The organism is Streptomyces sp. 4F14 (assembly GCF_048159485.1).
GTDB lineage: Bacteria > Actinomycetota > Actinomycetes > Streptomycetales > Streptomycetaceae > Streptomyces.
The window spans coordinates 17,022-32,952 of the sequence record NZ_JBLRVY010000050.1 but is presented as its reverse complement, the minus strand read 5'-3'; the positions used below and the strand labels follow the sequence as shown (position 1 = coordinate 32,952).

Genomic DNA, 15,931 nt, shown 5'->3' with positions numbered 1-15,931 from the left:
GGCCGTCGGCCCCGCTGTGCTCGACGGCGGCTCGGCCTCCGGCTCCGCCCCGGCGTCGTCCAGGGACAGCACCCCCGGCCCCTCTCCCCCGCCGGCCACGCCTCCTACAGCCCCGACTCGACCGTACGGACCAGGATCCGCCGGCAGTTCTCGCAGCGGACCACGGAGTCGGCCGGTGCCTTGCGGATCTCGGCGAGTTCCGCGGCGGCCAGCTCCTGGCGGCAGCCCTGGCAGGTGCGGGCGTACAGCTTGGCCGCGCCGATGCCCCCCTGCTGCTCGCGCAGCTTGTCGTACAGCTTGAGGAGGTCGGCGGGGACGGCGCCCGCGACGACGCCGCGCTCCTTGGTGACGGTCCCGGCCTCGCCGTCGAGCTCGCCGTACGCGGCCTCGCGGCGGGCGGTCGCGTCGTCGATCTTGCCCTGGACGGCGCCGACGCGCTCGGTCAGCTCGGCGACGCGCTCCTGCGCGGACTCGCGGCGCTCCATGACTTCGAGGACGACGTCCTCAAGGTCGCTCTGCCGCTTCGCGAGGGAGACGATCTCGCTCTGGAGGCTCTCCAGGTCCTTCGGCGAGGTCACGGCGCCGGAGTCCAGCCGCTGCTGGTCGCGCGCGGCGCGCTGGCGGACCTGGTCGACGTCCTGCTCGGCCTTCGTCTGCTCGCGCGAGCAGTCGCTCTCCTCGGTCGTCGCGGCGACGAGGAGGTCACGCAGTTGCGTGAGGTCCTTGCCGAGGGACTCGATCTCGGCGTGCTCGGGCAGCGAGCGGCGCTTGTGGGCGAGCTGCTGGAGTCGGACGTCGAGGGCCTGGACGTCGAGAAGGCGGTTCTGGTCGGCGGGCGCGGCGTTCAGTTGGGGGCTCCAAAGGGGGATGCGGAATGGCTGGTCCAGGGGTCGGTGACCGTGGCGGAGACGTGGGTGCGCAGGCCCCAGCCCTCCCGCTCGGAGACCGCGTCGAGCTGGGCGGCGGCCTGCTCGCACCAGGGCCGTTCGGTGGCCCAGTGCGCGGCGTCGACCAGCGCGAGGGGGTGCTCGGCGCGGGCCTCGGACGCCGGGTGGTGGCGCAGGTCCGCGGTCACGAACGCGTCGACGCCCGCGGCGCGGACGTACGCGAAGAGGCTGTCGCCGGAGCCGCCGCTGACGGCGACCGTGCGGACGACGGCCTCGGGGTCGCCGGCGACCCGGATGCCCTGCGCGGTGGCGGGCAGCCGCTCGGCGGCGCGGGCGGCGAACTCCCGTACGGTGAGCGGGTGGTCGAGCTCGCAGACCCGGCCGAGGCCGCGCCGTCCGGCGGGGTCGGTGGTGTCGGGCACGAGGGGGCGTACGACGCGCAGGCCGAGCGCGCCCGCGAGGGCGTCGGAGACGCCGGGGTCCGCGGTGTCGGCGTTGGTGTGGGCGACGTGCAGGGCGATGTCGTTCTTGATGAGCGTGTGCACGACACGGCCCTTGAACGTCGACGCGGCGACGGTGGTGGTGCCCCGCAGATAGAGCGGATGGTGCGTGACCAGCAGGTCAGCGCCCAGTTTCACCGCCTCCTCGACGATCTCCTGGACGGGGTCGACGGCGAACAGCACCCGCCCGACCTCCTGCTCCGGATCGCCCACGACGGTGCCGACCGCGTCCCAGGACTCGGCCCGCTCGGCGGGCCACAGACTCTCCAGCGCGGCGATGACTTCAGACAGACGGGGCACGCACCCAAGGCTACCTGCCGGTTCCTGTGGAACATACCGGTCGTGGGGATACCTGTGGGGTACGGCGGTGAGGGGGCCCCGCGCGGGGCTGTCGGGGCGGGCCGGTCCGCCCGCCGGCGTCGTACCCCGCTGTCCCCTTGAAGCACATACCCCCTCCCCGCCTCAGAGGAATCGCTTCTGCGCCACTCGTACGAGCGAAGTGCGGGCCCGCTCGTCCCACGGCCGCGCGTGCGAAAACTAGCTTCGGCGGCGGAGGTGATCGGACGATGACGGCTTGTGTGATCGAACCGACCGCGGGGGACGCGGAGGGGGCGACGGGAGCGGGTTGCGTGATCACTGCGGACGGGGGGTACGGGGCGCGGCTCGCCCGGGACGGGGACGTGTGGTTCCCGGAGAGATGGTCGCTGGGCGGGCCGGAGGCGTACGTCGTCCCGTTGCCCGGGGCGCAGCCCGAGGAGGCCGGGACCGAGGTCCAACCCCTCGCGGACGGGCGGGTGTTGATCCATCGGCGGGTGGAGGAGCGGCATCTCTTCTCGCTGTTGTACCCGACGGGGCCCGGGACGGGCGAGGTGCAGCTCGGGGCGGTGGAGTCCGCGGAGCTGTCACTGCTGCCGCCTTCGCCGTGCGGGAAGCAGGTGTTCGCGCTGGCGGCGGGGGAGGCGTCGACGGTCGTGTGGCAGGTCGCCGGGGGCGCGTTCGGGCCCGAGCGGCTGGCCGAGGTGCCGGGGCGGTGCGGTGGCGGGGTCTGGCTGGACCCGGACGGGCGGATGCTGGCCGTCGACCGTGAACTGGGCGGGCGTACCAAGGCTGTTGTCGTGGACCTCGGGCGGGACGGGGTCGTGACGCCGCTCCTGCAGATCACCGAGGAGAGCGACGACCGGCTGCTGCTCGCCGATCCGGACAGCGGGCTGCTGTTGATCCGGTCGGACGCGCCGGGTGAATTCCGGCTGGGGTGGGGGGTGTTGGGGAGTACGTTGCCGGTCCGTTTCCCCGAGTCGCTGCGGCTGGCGGGGTGTTCGGTGACGCCGTTCGCCGTGCAGCCGGGGCAGGTGCTGCTGCCGGAGAGCTGTGCGGTGGCGCTCAGGATCGACGGGGCGTTCGGGTGCTGGGTGGGGATGTGGCGGGCGGCGGACCGTCGGGTGCGGCAAGTCGCCGCGCCCGACGGGTGGTTGACGGGGAGCGGGTGGTGGTCGGCGGAGGGGGTGCTGGGGTTGCCGTACACGACGGGGGGTGAGCCGTGCGGGGTGGCGCGGGTGCGGGCGTGGGAGGGGGCGGAGGTGGCGCGGACGGCCTCGGCGGCGCGTCCGGTGCCGTTGCAGCAGGCGCCACTCGACAAACGTGTAACGAAGTAGCCCCTGCCGCCTCGCTCGCCCCTTCGGCCCCAGGGTCCTCGATAGACTCGCCGGGCTGTAAGAAGGATCATGTTGACGGGGTGGGACACTTCCGATGAGCGACGCAAGCACCACGCAGTGGCCGTCCGCCGAGACGCACGGCTCCGAGACCACCGGCCGCCACCGCGGCCCGCAGTCGACCCACGACGGCGACACGGCACCGCACGGGCGGCACCGCAGGCCGACGGAGCAGACGGAGTCGGCCGCGGCTTAGGCGGTTCAGGCAGGGCGGGCCCCGCTGGTCACCGGGAGGTGGCGGGCGGGGCCTTCGTCTTGGAGGCGGTCGTGGGCGTCTGCCTTGAGGAGCTTGCTCTGTCGGCCGTGCCGAAGGGAGTTGGCGTGTCGGCGTGCGTCTTCTGCGACATCGTCGCGGGTACCGGCTCCGCCCGGATCGTGTACGAGGACGAGTGGACCGTCGCGTTCCTCCCCCTGTACCCCGCGGCTGTCGGACACACCCTGCTCGTCCCCCGCGCGCATGTCCGCGACCTCTGGGACCTCGGCGCGGCGGACGCGCACCACCTGACGACGGCCCTGATGAATCTCGCTCCCGCACTGCGCCGCGCCTTCTCCCCCGACGGCCTGAACGTCGTCAACTCGGCGGGGGCGGCGGCCACTCAGACCGTGTTCCACCTCCATGTCCACCTGGTCCCGCGCTGGCACGGTGACACGTTCGGCCCGCTGTGGCCGGATCGGGCGGTGCGGCCGGTGCCGTCGGAGGAGGAGCGGGAACGGGTGGCGGAACTCATCAAGGAGCAGGTCGGCCAACACCCTCGGGGGTGACGGGTGTCGGCCTGAGGCGCCTTCAACTCCCTTGTTCTCGCCGTAGTCCCAGTACCTCGGTCGCGCCGAACGTCTCCCCGTTGGGCCGCGCCGCGTAGTGCGGGGTCAGGACCGCGTCCAGTTCGTCGTACGTGAACGCGTCCTGTTTGCTGTCGAACTTGGCGCGGACGCGGGGGCGTTCGACGACGGCGACCATGCCGCCGTGGACGACGAGGAGCTGGCCGTTGATGCGGGCGGCGGCCGGGGAGGCCAAGTAGCCGACGAGGGGGGCGACATGGGCCGGGGAGAGGGGGTCGATGCCCTCGTCGGGTTCCTCGACGGCGGCGAAGACGTCCTCGGTCATACGGGTGCGGGCGCGGGGGCAGATGACGTTGGCGGTGACGCCGTACTTGGCGAGGGCGAGGGCGGTGGAGACGGTGAGGCCGACGATCCCGCCTTTGGCGGCGGCGTAGTTGGGCTGTCCCGGGGAGCCCGCGAGGAACGCCTCGGAGGAGGTGTTGACGATCCGTCCGTACACCTCTCCCCCCTCGCGCTTGGCCCGTTCACGCCAGTGCGCCGCCGCGAACCGGGTCGTGTTGAAGTGCCCTTTGAGGTGGACGCGGACGACGGCGTCCCACTCCCCCTCGGTCATGGAGAAGACCATCCGGTCGCGCAGGATGCCCGCGTTGTTGACGAGGACGGCCAGCTCGCCGTACGTGTCGATCGCCAACTCGACGAGTTCTCGGGCCTGTTGGAAGTCGGAGACGTCACCGGTGTGGGCGGTCGCCTCGCCCCCGGCGGCGCGGATCTCGGCGGCCACCTCCTCGGCGGGCGTGGCGGACGCATCGCCGGAACCGTCGCGGCTCGCCTGCCCGTAGTCGTTGACGACGACGGACGCGCCGAGCCGGGCGAGTTCGAGCGCCTCGGCGCGTCCGAGGCCCCGCCCGGCGCCGGTGACGATCGCCGAAAGTCCTTCCAGAGGACGGGACATGACGGTTCCTCAGATCTCTATGCAGGTGCGCAGGGCGGTGCCGGTGCGCATCTGGTCGAGGGCCTCGTTGATGTCGGCGAGCGGGACGCGGTGCGTGATGAGTCCGGCGAGGTCGATGCGTCCGGCCCGCCAGAGGGCGATCGTGCGTTCGTAGGAGCGCAGGACGTCGCCGCCGCCGTACATGGACGGCAGGATCCGCTTCTCGTCGAAGAACAGCTCGAACATGTTGAGTTGGAGGAAGTCGTCCATGGCGCCCGCGCCGACGACGACGAGGGTGCCGCCGCGCCGGGTGTTCTCGTAGGCGGTGCGCGCGGTGGCGGAACGGCCGACGACCTCGAAGACGTAGTCGAACCCCTCGCCGCCGGTGACCTCTTGTTTGGCGCCGGGCAGCTCGTCCGGCGAAACCGCCTTCGTGGCACCGAACTTGAGCGCGGCCTCGCGCCGTGAGGCGACCGGGTCGACGGCGACGATCTCGGCGGCCCCCTTGAGCCGCGCGCCCTGGATCGCGGAGATCCCGACGCCCCCGCAGCCGATCACGGCGACGGACGAACCGGCTTCCACATCAGCCGTGTTGAGGGCGGCGCCGAGCCCTGTCGTCACCCCACAGCCGATGAGCGCGGCGATGTCGAAGGGCACGTCGTCGGGGATCGGCACCGCGCATCCGGCGTCGACGACGACCTCCTCGGCGAAGGTGCCGGTGCCCGCGAACCCGAACACGTCCCCGGCGGGGCGGCGGAAGTTGGGGGTGCCCGCGTTCATGAACCCGGCGAGGCACAGCTCGGTCTGGCCGCGCTTGCAGGCGGGACAGGCTCCGCAGGCGGGCAGCCAGCACACGACGACCCGGTCCCCGGCCTTCAAGTTGCTGACGCCTTCCCCGACTTCGAGGATCTCGCCCGCGCCCTCGTGCCCCGGCACGAACGGCCCCGGCTGCGGCAGCACCCCGCTCATCGCGGAGAGATCCGAGTGGCACAGGCCCGTGGCCCGCACCCGGACCCTGACCCTGCCGGGCCCGAACCCCACGGCCTCGACGTCGTCGAGGACCTCCAGCTTGTCCTGACCGATCTCGTGCAGTACGGCTGCGCGCACGGGCGTAACTCCCCTCAGGTCATGGCGTGTTGGACGATCGTGTCGGCGAGCACGGGCGCGTCGTCGCGCTCGGCGGCGCTCACCGCGACGCGTACGGCCCCCGCGCCGCGCCACATGCGGATACGCAGGGTCTCCCCCGGGTACACGACCCCGGCGAACCTCGTGTCGTACGACCGGACTCGGGTCACATCCCCGTCCAACACCGTGTCCACGACGGCCTTCAGCGTCATGCCGTACGTGCACAGGCCGTGCAGGATGGGCCGTTCGAAACCGGCGCGCTTCGCGAAGTCGGGGTCGGCGTGCAGGGGGTTGTGGTCGCCGGAGAGGCGGTACAGGAGGGCCTGGTCCTCTCGGATCGGGCGTTCGACGGTCAAGTCCGGTTCCCCGGTGGGGGGTTCGCGGCGACCGGAGGGGCCGCGCCCGCCACCCCAGCCGCCTTCGCCGCGTACGAAGATGTGCGCGTCGCCGGTCCACAACGGGCCGTCGGCGTCGGCGACTTCGGTGCGCATGACGAGGACGGCGGCCTTGCCCTTGTCGTACACGGCGGCGATGCGGCCGGTCGCGGTGGCGGAGCCCTCCGCCGGGAGCGGGCGGTGGACCGTCAACGACTGGCCGCCGTGCAGGACTTGGGACAGGTCGACGTCGACGCCCGGCATCGACAGGCCGCTGATCACTCCGGGAGAGCCGTTTCCGGCGACGGTCGCGAAGCTCGGGAGGACGTGCAGGCGGGATTCCAGGGTGTAGCGCAGTTCGTCCGGGTCGGTGGCGGGGGTGCCGGCGCCGAGACCTAGGTGGTAGAGCTGCACGTCCTTGCGGGTCCAGGTGATCTCGCCGGTGCGGGGGGCGGCGGCGAGGGCTTCGGCTGCGTCGATGGGCAAGGGGGCTCCCTGGTGGGGCGGGGTGGGGCTGCGGTGCGGCGTCGTCGGGGCGGTGCGGGCCGGTGCCGGGTGCCGGTGCGGCGGGCCCAAGACCTCGGTACGGCTGTCCGCACCGTCGGCCGCACCGAGGTCGTCACGATCCGGACTGAAACTTGTTCCAGTCCGGCGCCCTAGGTATAGCCGAGGGCAGTTTGATTGTGAAGGCTCCTGACGAGTCATCAGATCCGGGCGCCCGGGGCTCGGCGGCGGAGTGCTCACCGGGTGTGACATTTGTACTGCTGGAGTCGGTACGGACGGTTCTGCCGGGAGTTGGTGGGAGGCGCGTAGCGTCGTGACTCACAGCGATCGGCGGCAGGACCGGACGGGGGACGCACGGAATGAACAGGAAACGTGGGACGGGGAGAGGCAGCGATCCCAAGGACTTCTCGCTCAGCGGCTACAGCATGCTGCCCTGGCTGCTGATCGGGCTGGGCGCCTTCTCGAATCTCTTCCAGCCCGAGACCCCGAACCCGGTGATCGGCGGCCTGGGTCTGCTCGCCTTCAACTCGCTCTACATCTACGTCGTCTTCCGCTCCTTCCTCCGCGAGACCAGGGAGTCGACGTCGAACAGGTTGGCACTCGCGCTGCTGACCCTCATCACCTGCGCGCTGGCCCTGGGGTACGGCGGCGCGTGGCTGCTGTTCTTCCCGCTGCTCGGCCTCGCGACGGGCGCGGTGATCCGGCTGCCGCACCTGCGCTGGGCGAGCCTCGCCGTGACGGCCCTCGCCGGCACGGTCGGCGTCGTGCGCAACGGCTGGGGCGGCCTGGACACGGCGTACGCGACATGGATCTCGACGCTGGTGACCGCGGCCGTCCTCTCCCTCGCGGACACGGTCCGGGAACTGCGCTCGGCCCGCGAGGAGCTGGCCCGGCGCGCGGTGGAGAAGGAGCGCCTGCGCTTCTCCCGTGACCTGCACGACCTGCTGGGCCACACCCTCTCGGTGATCGTCGTGAAGTCGGAGGCCGCGCGCCGTCTCGCGCCGAGGAACATGGACGCGGCCCTCGTCCAGATCACGGACATCGAGTCGGTGGGCCGCCAGGCGCTGACGGAGATCCGCGAGGCCGTCACCGGCTACCGCGAAAGCAGCTTCACCACCGAGCTGGACCGCTCCCGCTCGACCCTCACGACCGCCGGCATCACCCCCACGATCACCGAATCCGGCCCGCCCCTCTCCCCCCAGACCGCGGCGCTCCTCGGCTGGGTGGTCCGCGAGTCGGTCACCAACATCGTCCGCCACAGCGGGGCGACCCACTGCGCCATCGCCCTCACGGGGACCGCGGACCGGGTCCGGCTGACGGTGACGGACGACGGACCGTTGCCGAAGGGGGACCGGGCAGAGCGGGTCGCCGGTGCCCTGGGCACGGGGGGTCGGGGGGCCGAGGCGCTGGGCACGGGCGAGCAGGACACCGGCGGTCAGGGCGGCAGCGCTCCGGGCACGGGCGGTCAGGGCGACAAGGCTCCGGCCATGTGGGCGCCGGCCGTCAAGCCCGAGGGCCCTGGCCCCGACGCCGACACCAGCGCCTCGCCCGCCGCCGGAGCACCTGACACCTCGGGCACGACCGTCTCGGCACCCGGCACACCGGCCACCACCGACAGGCCAGGCGTCTCCGGCACGGCTCCCTCGACGCCCGGCACCTCGGTCACCGCCGACGCGGGTCTCTCGGCTCCCGGCGCCTCGGCCCCCGCCGGTACAGCTCCTTCGACAGCCGGCACCTCGGCCGACCCCGGCACAGATCCCGCGACGCCGATCACCCCGCCCACCCCCAGCACAGGCCCCTCGACAACCCGCACCCCATCCACCCCCAGCGCAGCCCCCTCCACACTCCGCACCCCACCCACCCCCGACACAGATCCCGCGACACCCCACCCGTCAACCACCCCCACCCCAACCCCCACATCCCCCGACACCGCCCGCGGCACCGGCCTCATCGGGCTCCGTGAACGTCTCGCCGCAGTCGGCGGCACTCTGGAAGCGGGGCCGGGTGCGCGAGGCGGGTTCACGGTGACGGCGGAGCTCCCGGCAGAAGCCGAGGACTACGGAGCCACCCCCCGGAGGGACCCCGTGCACGGTGCCGGAAGCGTGGACGGCTGGCACCCCGAACCCTGTGCGCCGGGCGTGTACACCGTGCGCCCCGCCCCCGAGGTCCGTCACAGCGAGCCCTCCTCGGGCCCCGGCCCTAGGCTGGCCCCGTGACCAGCAGCCCCCTGAACTCGCCGTACTCGCCGATGGACCCGGCCGCGAGCGAGATGCCGAGCAGTCACCGTCCGGCCAAGTCGATCCGGGTCCTGCTCGCGGAGGACCAGGGCATGATGCGGGGCGCGCTGGCGCTGCTGCTGGGGATGGAACCGGACATCGAGGTGGTGGCGCAGATCGGCGCCGGGGACGTGATCGTGGACACGGCGCTGATGTGCCGTCCCGACGTCGCCCTTCTGGACATCGAGCTGCCGGGCAAGAGCGGCCTGGACGCGGCGGCGGAGTTGCGGGACGAGGTGCCGGACTGCCGGGTGCTGATCCTGACGACGTTCGGCCGGCCGGGGTACCTGCGGCGGGCGATGGACGCGGGGGCGGCGGGGTTCCTGGTCAAGGACGGTCCGGTGGAGGAGCTGGCGCAGGCCATCAGGAGGGTCCTGATGGGCGAGACGGTGGTGGACCCGGCGCTGGCGGCGGCAGCCCTCGCGTCCGGCCCGAACCCGCTGACCACCCGGGAGCGCGGGGTCCTGGAGGCGTCGGCGGACGGCGCGACCGTGGCGGACATCGCCGAGAGGCTGCGGCTGTCGGAGTCGACGGTCCGCAACTACCTCTCGGCGGCGATCGGAAAGACGGGCACCCGCAACCGCACGGAGGCGCTGCGGGAGGCACGACAGCAGGGGTGGCTGTAGCGGGGGCGCCGAAGGCGGGGAGCGCCTGACCACGAGGCCGGCCCGGCAGGAGGCCCCGGACCCGACAGGAGGCCCCGGACCCGACAGAATCCCTAGGCCCGGCGGAACAACGCCGTCCACAGAAAGTCCTTGCCGAAGTACGGGGCCCCCTCCCCCTCTTCCCGCATCCTCCGGAGCGCGACCCCGGTCAGCTCTCCGAAGATCTCCCGCAAGGAGTCCTCCGTATAGGCGAGGCCCCCTCCGAGGGCGCCTTCCCGGTAGAAGTCGGCGTCGGAGAGTTCCGACCCCATCGCGCCGGCGGCGAAGCAGGTGAGCCCGAAGTACCCGCCGGGTGCGAGCGCCCGGTCCAGCAGACGCAGGTAACTGATACGGCGGTGAGGAGGCAGGTGATGGAAGCAACCGGAGTCGTAGACGAGGTCGTAGGGGCCCGTCAGTTCGTTCCCGACGAGCTTGAAGGCGTCGCCGAGATGGAAGCGGACGTCCGCGCCGGCCTCGCGGGCCCGTTCCTCGGCCCAGGTGATCGCGGCCGGGGAGATGTCGACGGCGTCGACCCGGTAGCCGTGGGCGGCGAGGTGGCGGGCGTTGCGGCCGGGGCCGCAGCCGAGTTCGAGGGCGCGGCCGCCGGTCAGGACGCCCTGGTCGAGGAGGGCGGCCAGGTTCTCGTCGGGCTTGTCGACGAAGAAGGGGACGGGGCGGGAGCGGTCCGCGTAGAAGGAGTCCCACCAGTCGCCGCCGGCCCGGTCGCTCCACCGGTCGGCCTCGGGGGCGAAGAGGGTGTCCAGCAGGTCGAGGACATCGTCGACGGTGCGTATGTTCCGGTCCATCCGGGCTCCTTCCCCACTAGATCATTCTACCGGCCCGACTCGGCACAAACGGGGGCAACTCCCCCTCCCCGCAAGGGCAGTTCACCGCTTCCGCAGCACCCGCAGGGACCCCTGCGCGCCGAGTTCCTCGAAGACCCCGGACCGCAGGGCGCGCAGGTAGATCCGGTAGGGGGCCTGGCCGGTGAACTCGTCCTCGGGGTCCGGGAAGACGTCGTGGATGACGAGGAGTCCGCCTGGGGCGAGGTGCGGGGACCAGCCCTCGTAGTCGGCGGTGGCGTGCTCGTCCGTGTGGCCGCCGTCGATGAAGACGAGGCCGAGAGGGGAGTTCCACAGGCCGGCGATCTGCGGGGAGCGCCCGACCAGAGCGACGACGTGCTCTTCGAGTCCGGCCCGGTGGAGGGTGCGCCGGAAGGTGGGCAGCGTGTCCATCAGGCCGAGTTCGGGATCGACGGTCTCGGGGTCGTGGTACCCCCACCCCGGCTGCTGCTCCTCGCTCCCCCGGTGATGGTCGACGGTGAGCGCGACGACGCCGGCCCGCCGAGCGGCATCGGCGAGCAGCACGGCGGACCGCCCGCAGTACGTCCCGACTTCGAGCAGCGGCAGCCCCAGCGCCCCCGCCTCGACGGCAACGGCGTACAGAGCCAGCCCCTCGTCCTCGGGCATGAACCCCTTGGCCCCGAGGAAAGCGGCCAGGATCTCCGGCTCGGGCCGAGTGGCGAGGGCGTCCATGAGGGCTTCCTTCCGGAGGTACGACGATGCAGGCCCTCATGCTGTCGCACGCCGACCACCACGCGGAAAGGGGGGCCCACGCCAGATCGCCACAGCGACCAACGCCCTGAAGGGGCGCGGGGAACTGCGCGACCAGCCACATACGACCCGCAGCCCGTCACACAGCTCCCCGCCCACCCCCTACTGAACGGAGGACGCAACCCCTTCGCCCACCGGCAACGCCAGGTCCAGTTCCACCGCGTCCTCCCCCACATGACTGGCCGGCGAAGCCAGCGGCCCATGCCCGACAGCCTTCGCGGCCAGGACGTAAGCCCCCGCACCCGGCACGGCCATCGCGTACCGCCCGTCATCACCCGACACAGCGGACCCGGCCTGCCGCCCCCGCCGGTCGATGAGCGTCACCTTGGCCCGGGCGACAGGCTCACCGGAGGCGGAGAGCACACGCCCCCGGAACCCGCGCAGCACCTCTTCGGCGACAGCGAGGTTCGCGTCCTCCTCACTGCTGGCCCGCAGCTGAACCCCCTGCACACCCCCGGCCTTCGGCCTCCCCGGCAGGAACAGCGCGAAGACCAGCCCCACGGCGACAGCGGCGGTGGCGATCAGGAAGGACACCCGGAACCCGTGCATCGTGGGGATCGCGACACCTCCCACATGGTTCGCGGTGTTCGCGAGGACCATCCCGATGACAGCGCTGGAGACGGACGTACCGATGGACCGCATGAGCGTGTTGAGCCCGTTGGCGGCGCCGGTCTCGGAAGCGGGGACGGCGCCGACGATCAGGGCCGGCAGCGAGGAGTAGGCGAGCCCGATCCCCGCGCCGAGCACGACGGCGATGACGGCGCTCTGCCAGGCGGCGTTCATGAGCCCGAGCCCGGCCCCGTACCCGATCGCGATGATCAGCATGCCGAGGATGAGGGTGACCTTGGGCCCGTACTTGGCGGAGATCCGCGCGTACACGGGCGCGGTGAACATCATGGTCAGCCCCAGCGGGGCGACGAGCAGACCGGCGACGACCATGGACTGGCCGAGCCCGTAGCCGGTGGCGGTGGGGAGCTGGAGGAGCTGGGGCAGGACGAGGGAGACGACGTAGAAGCTGACGCCGACCATGATGGAGGCAAGGTTGGTGAGCAGGACCTCGCGGCGGGCGGTGGTGCGCAGGTCGACGAGCGGCGCGGGGACGCGCAGCTCGTACAGCCCCCACAGCACGAGGACGACGACGGCCGCGGCGAACAGTCCGAGGGTCGTGCCGGAGGCCCAGCCCCAGTCGCTGCCCTTGGTGATCGGCAGGAGCAGCAGGACGAGCCCGGTGGACAGCCCGAGCGCGCCGGGCAGGTCGAAGGAGCCCTCGGCCCGCATCGGGGACTCGGGGACGACGAGCAGGGTCAGGGCGATGGAGACGAGCCCGAGTGCGGCGGAGCCGTAGAAGAGGGCGTGCCAGTTCGCGTGCTGGGCGACGAGCGCGGCGGCCGGCAGCGCGAGCCCGCCGCCGACGCCGATGGAGGAGCTCATCAGCGCCATGGCGGAGCCGAGCTTCTCGCGGGGCAGCATGTCGCGCATGAGCCCGATGCCGAGCGGGATCGCGCCCATGGCGAAGCCCTGGAGGGTGCGGCCGACGATCATCATGAGCAGGTCGCTGGTGACGGCGCTGACGAGCGAGCCGACGACCATGACGGAGAGGCTCGCGATGAGCATCCGCCGCTTGCCGGTGAGGTCACCGAGCCGTCCCATGATCGGGGTGGCGACGGCGCCGGAGAGGAGGGTGGAGGTCAGCACCCAGGTCGCGTTGGAGGGCGCGGTGCTGAGCAGTTGCGGCAGGTCCTTGATCACGGGGACGAGCAGGGTCTGCATGACCGCGACGACGATGCCCGCGAAGGCGAGGACCGGCACGACGGCACCGCTCGCTTCGCGGGTGGTCCGGTCGGTCGGCGTGTGCGACATGGGCTGGAGCCTCCAGGGCCGTGTAGGGGCCAGGTAAGGGAAGGGGTACGTGCAGCCAGAACGACGTATGCACAGGCAACTATTCCGTCGCCCTGTACACCCGCCGGATCCTTGACCATTTCTTGGGAAACCGGAGGACCGCCTCCGCTGCACCACGTGGACCTCACGGAACCACGGCACCGGCCCCCGCACAAAGTCGTAGGCCCCGCGCCCGAGCCGGATTGCTCCGGAAACCCGATGTACGGACCGGAAACCACTTGCGACCATGACCACCATGCCCTCCGCTCCCGAGCCCACCAAGGCCCCCACCGCCACCCCCGTACCGGCCCCGCGCAAGTCCGGGCCCCCCGCCTGGCTGATCGTCGCGCTCGCCTGCGCCGGGCAGTTCCTGGTCGTGCTGGACATCTCGGTGGTGAACGTCGCCCTCCCCTCGATGCGCGCGGACCTCGGCCTGAGCGCGCCGGGCCTGCAGTGGGTGGTGAACGCGTACGCGATCACGTTCGCCGGCTTCCTCCTGCTGGGCGGCCGGGCGGGCGACCTGTTCGGCAGGAAGCGCACGTTCCTGGCGGGCCTCGCCCTGTTCACGCTGGCCTCGCTGTCCGGCGGCCTCGCCCAGTCGGACTGGGAGCTGCTGGCGGCCCGCGCGGTGCAGGGCCTCGGCGCGGCGATCCTCGCGCCCTCGACGCTGACGCTGCTGACGGCGGCCGTCCCGGAGGGCCCGGCGCGGGCGCGGGCGATAGCGACCTGGACGGCGGTCGGCGCGGGCGGCGGTTCGGCGGGCGGCCTGGTCGGCGGGGTCCTGGTGGACACCCTGTCGTGGCGCTGGGTGCTGCTGATCAACGTACCGATCGGGGCGCTGGTCCTCGCGGGCGCGCTGCGCTGGCTGCCGGAGACGCGCTCAGAAACGAAGAAGCGGCTCGATGTGCCCGGTGCGGTGCTGGTCACGGCGGGGCTCGCGACGCTGGCGTTCGGGATCTCGCGCATCGAGTCGGAGGGCTGGACGTCGGGTGCGGCGCTGCTGCCGCTGGCCGCCGGCGCCGTACTGATCGCGGCGTTCCTGGCGGTCGAGGCGCGGGCGAGGTCGCCGCTGATGCCGCTCGGGCTGCTCAGGCTCCGGCAGGTCGCGTCGGCGAACGTGGCGATGTTCATCAGCGGCTCGGCGACGTTCTGCATGTGGTTCTTCATGACGCTGTACGCGCAGAACGTCCTCGGCTACACCCCGCTGGAGGCGGGCCTCGCGACGATGCCCAGCTCGCTCGCGGTGATCGCCGGCTCGAAGCTGGCCCCGCGCCTGATGCGGGCGGCGTCCCCGCGCGCGACCGCCGTCCTCGGCGCGCTGATCGCGGCGGCCGGCTTCGCCTGGCAGTCGACGATGAGCCCGGACGGCTCGCTCCTGACCGACATCGTGTTCCCCGGCATCCTGATGATGTTCGGCGCGGGCATGGCCACAACTCCCCTGGCCTCGCTGGCCACTTCGGGCACCACGGCGGCCGACTCCGGCATCGTCTCCGGCCTCGTCAACACCTCCCGCACGATCGGCGGCTCCCTCGGCCTCGCCGTCATGGCGACGATCGCCGCGACCCGCACCGACGGCCACGACACACCGGCCGCCCTCACCGACGGCTACGCCCTGGTCTTCCGCACGAGCACGGCCGTCCTGCTCGCGGGCGCGGCCCTGATGTGGGCCTGGCTGCCGCGCGGGGGCGGGGACAGGGCCTAGGGTGTCTGGCGTGTCGTACACAGAACCTCCGTACGAAGAACGCCCGTACGCAGAGCCCCCGCGCTCCCCGTTCCGCCGCCCGCTGGTCCTGGTACCGGCGGTGCTGCTGCCGGTGGTGGCGGCGGGGTGGTTCGTGTACAGCGGCACGGGCGGGGGCGGTACGACGACGGCGACGGCGGCCCCGATGACCGCATCCGCCACACCGGACGCCAAGCAGCCCCCCGCCGCGGTCAAGCCCCTCACCGGCAAGGTGATCGTCCTCGACCCCGGCCACAACCCCACCAACTACCAGCACCCCTCCGAGATCAACCGCCTGGTGGACATCGGCACGAACAAGAAGGAGTGCGACACCACCGGCACCTCCACGAACGCCACCTCTGCCGACGCGGCTTATACGGAAGCCCAGTTCACCCTGGACGTCGCCCACCGCATGCGCACCCTGCTGGAAAGCGAAGGCGCCACCGTCAAGCTCACCCAGGACGCCGACCGCCCCTTCGGCCCCTGCGTCGACGAGCGCGCGCGGATCGGCAACGCGGCGAAGGCGGACGCGGTCGTGTCGATCCACGCGGACGGCTCGGCCCAGGGCAACCGCGGCTTCCACGTGATCCTGCCGGGCGCGGTCCACGAGGGCGCGGCGGACACCCGCCGGATCGTCGCCCCGTCGAAACGCCTCGGCGAACTCGTGGCGAACAGTTTCCGCCGTACGACGGACACCGGGCCGTCCAACTACGTGGGCTCCGGCACCGGCTCGGTCACCCGCACCGACCTGGGCGGCCTCAACCTGTCGACGGTCCCGAAGGTGTTCATCGAGTGCGGCAACATGCGGGACACGAAGGACGCGGCGCTGCTCACGAGCGGCGCGTGGCGGCAGAAGGCCGCGCAGGGGATCTCTGAGGGAATCGTGAGTTTCCTGCGCGGGTAGCTTCACCGGACCTCTCCGGGCGGACAGGCCGATCGCCCGGACGATAATGTCGTCCCTACGTTGACGACCGACGAAGGACCTGAAGT

General features: G+C 72.3%; 14 protein-coding genes and 1 pseudogene. 7 read left to right on the top strand and 8 right to left on the bottom strand.

The features are described 5' to 3' along the window. Positions 1 to 104: 104 nt before the first annotated feature. Positions 105 to 848: a zinc ribbon domain-containing protein gene (locus ACLZOT_RS47785; RefSeq protein WP_416975599.1), complete on the bottom strand. Its 744-nt coding sequence runs from the start codon at positions 846 to 848 to the stop codon at positions 105 to 107. After that, positions 845 to 1,687 (bottom strand): Nif3-like dinuclear metal center hexameric protein, encoded by an 843-nt coding sequence (locus ACLZOT_RS47780; RefSeq protein ID WP_416975583.1) that lies wholly within the window; start codon positions 1,685 to 1,687, stop codon positions 845 to 847. Before ACLZOT_RS47780 ends, ACLZOT_RS47785 begins: the two co-directional genes overlap by 4 nt. A gap of 266 nt (positions 1,688 to 1,953) precedes the next feature. On the opposite strand from ACLZOT_RS47780, the gene ACLZOT_RS47775 reads away from it, so the two are divergent. The 3 genes from ACLZOT_RS47775 (at position 1,954) to ACLZOT_RS47765 (ending at position 3,858) form a co-directional block, all read left to right on the top strand. Continuing rightward, positions 1,954 to 3,039, top strand: coding sequence for a hypothetical protein (locus ACLZOT_RS47775; RefSeq protein WP_416975582.1), 1,086 nt, complete (start codon positions 1,954 to 1,956; stop codon positions 3,037 to 3,039). A gap of 94 nt (positions 3,040 to 3,133) precedes the next feature. Continuing rightward, positions 3,134 to 3,292 (top strand): hypothetical protein, encoded by a 159-nt coding sequence (locus ACLZOT_RS47770; protein WP_416975581.1) that lies wholly within the window; start codon positions 3,134 to 3,136, stop codon positions 3,290 to 3,292. Positions 3,293 to 3,417: 125 nt separating this feature from the next. After that, the gene (locus ACLZOT_RS47765) at positions 3,418 to 3,858 is read left to right on the top strand and encodes an HIT family protein (protein ID WP_416975580.1); all 441 of its coding nucleotides are present in this window, start codon (positions 3,418 to 3,420) and stop codon (positions 3,856 to 3,858) included. Between the two features lie 22 nt (positions 3,859 to 3,880). Here the strand turns inward: ACLZOT_RS47765 and ACLZOT_RS47760 are convergent, their stop codons facing one another. From ACLZOT_RS47760 to ACLZOT_RS47750, 3 genes are read right to left on the bottom strand one after another with little or no spacing between them, the layout of a single operon-like run. After that, a complete protein-coding gene (locus ACLZOT_RS47760) occupies positions 3,881 to 4,828 on the bottom strand; it encodes a 3-oxoacyl-ACP reductase (protein ID WP_416975579.1) in 948 nt (315 codons plus the stop codon). Positions 4,829 to 4,837: 9 nt separating this feature from the next. Next, positions 4,838 to 5,914, bottom strand: a complete 1,077-nt coding sequence (locus ACLZOT_RS47755; RefSeq protein WP_416975578.1) for a Zn-dependent alcohol dehydrogenase — start codon at positions 5,912 to 5,914, stop codon at positions 4,838 to 4,840. 14 nt (positions 5,915 to 5,928) lie between these two features. Then, complete coding sequence (locus ACLZOT_RS47750) at positions 5,929 to 6,792, bottom strand: MaoC/PaaZ C-terminal domain-containing protein (protein ID WP_416975577.1); 864 nt, start codon at positions 6,790 to 6,792, stop codon at positions 5,929 to 5,931. Positions 6,793 to 7,169: 377 nt separating this feature from the next. Here ACLZOT_RS47750 and ACLZOT_RS47745 point away from each other — a divergent pair. Both ACLZOT_RS47745 and ACLZOT_RS47740 read left to right on the top strand, forming a co-directional pair. Next, positions 7,170 to 8,375, top strand: a pseudogene (locus ACLZOT_RS47745) (sensor histidine kinase); the annotation flags it as partial. A 704-nt stretch (positions 8,376 to 9,079) separates the two neighbouring features. After that, on the top strand, positions 9,080 to 9,712 hold the full coding sequence (locus tag ACLZOT_RS47740; RefSeq protein ID WP_416975598.1) for a response regulator: 633 nt from the start codon (positions 9,080 to 9,082) through the stop codon (positions 9,710 to 9,712). Between the two features lie 92 nt (positions 9,713 to 9,804). On the opposite strand, the gene ACLZOT_RS47735 is transcribed toward ACLZOT_RS47740, so the two are convergent. From ACLZOT_RS47735 to ACLZOT_RS47725, 3 genes are all read right to left on the bottom strand, one after another. Further along, complete coding sequence (locus tag ACLZOT_RS47735) at positions 9,805 to 10,536, bottom strand: class I SAM-dependent methyltransferase (RefSeq protein ID WP_416975576.1); 732 nt, start codon at positions 10,534 to 10,536, stop codon at positions 9,805 to 9,807. An 81-nt stretch (positions 10,537 to 10,617) separates the two neighbouring features. Beyond that, positions 10,618 to 11,265 carry a class I SAM-dependent methyltransferase gene (locus ACLZOT_RS47730; protein ID WP_416975575.1) on the bottom strand — a complete coding sequence of 216 codons (648 nt, stop codon included), beginning with the start codon at positions 11,263 to 11,265 and terminating at the stop codon, positions 10,618 to 10,620. 180 nt (positions 11,266 to 11,445) lie between these two features. Then, positions 11,446 to 13,203: an MFS transporter gene (locus tag ACLZOT_RS47725; RefSeq protein ID WP_416975574.1), complete on the bottom strand. Its 1,758-nt coding sequence runs from the start codon at positions 13,201 to 13,203 to the stop codon at positions 11,446 to 11,448. A 265-nt stretch (positions 13,204 to 13,468) separates the two neighbouring features. Between ACLZOT_RS47725 and ACLZOT_RS47720 the strand changes: the two genes are divergently transcribed. Beyond that, positions 13,469 to 14,923 carry an MFS transporter gene (locus ACLZOT_RS47720; RefSeq protein ID WP_416975573.1) on the top strand — a complete coding sequence of 485 codons (1,455 nt, stop codon included), beginning with the start codon at positions 13,469 to 13,471 and terminating at the stop codon, positions 14,921 to 14,923. Between the two features lie 10 nt (positions 14,924 to 14,933). After that, positions 14,934 to 15,845, top strand: coding sequence for an N-acetylmuramoyl-L-alanine amidase (locus ACLZOT_RS47715; protein ID WP_416975572.1), 912 nt, complete (start codon positions 14,934 to 14,936; stop codon positions 15,843 to 15,845). Positions 15,846 to 15,931 lie beyond the last annotated feature (86 nt).

Excerpts from the sequence above, each read along its gene's own strand:
- ACLZOT_RS47775 (WP_416975582.1), top strand. The coding sequence starts at position 1,954 with ATGACGGCTTGTGTGATCGAACCGACCGCGGGGGACGCGGAGGGGGCG.
- ACLZOT_RS47770 (WP_416975581.1), top strand. The coding sequence starts at position 3,134 with ATGAGCGACGCAAGCACCACGCAGTGGCCGTCCGCCGAGACGCACGGC.
- ACLZOT_RS47760 (WP_416975579.1), bottom strand. The coding sequence starts at position 4,828 with ATGTCCCGTCCTCTGGAAGGACTTTCGGCGATCGTCACCGGCGCCGGG.
- ACLZOT_RS47740 (WP_416975598.1), top strand. The coding sequence starts at position 9,080 with ATGCCGAGCAGTCACCGTCCGGCCAAGTCGATCCGGGTCCTGCTCGCG.
- ACLZOT_RS47735 (WP_416975576.1), bottom strand. The coding sequence starts at position 10,536 with ATGGACCGGAACATACGCACCGTCGACGATGTCCTCGACCTGCTGGAC.
- ACLZOT_RS47730 (WP_416975575.1), bottom strand. The coding sequence starts at position 11,265 with ATGGACGCCCTCGCCACTCGGCCCGAGCCGGAGATCCTGGCCGCTTTC.
- ACLZOT_RS47725 (WP_416975574.1), bottom strand. The coding sequence starts at position 13,203 with ATGTCGCACACGCCGACCGACCGGACCACCCGCGAAGCGAGCGGTGCC.
- ACLZOT_RS47720 (WP_416975573.1), top strand. The coding sequence starts at position 13,469 with ATGACCACCATGCCCTCCGCTCCCGAGCCCACCAAGGCCCCCACCGCC.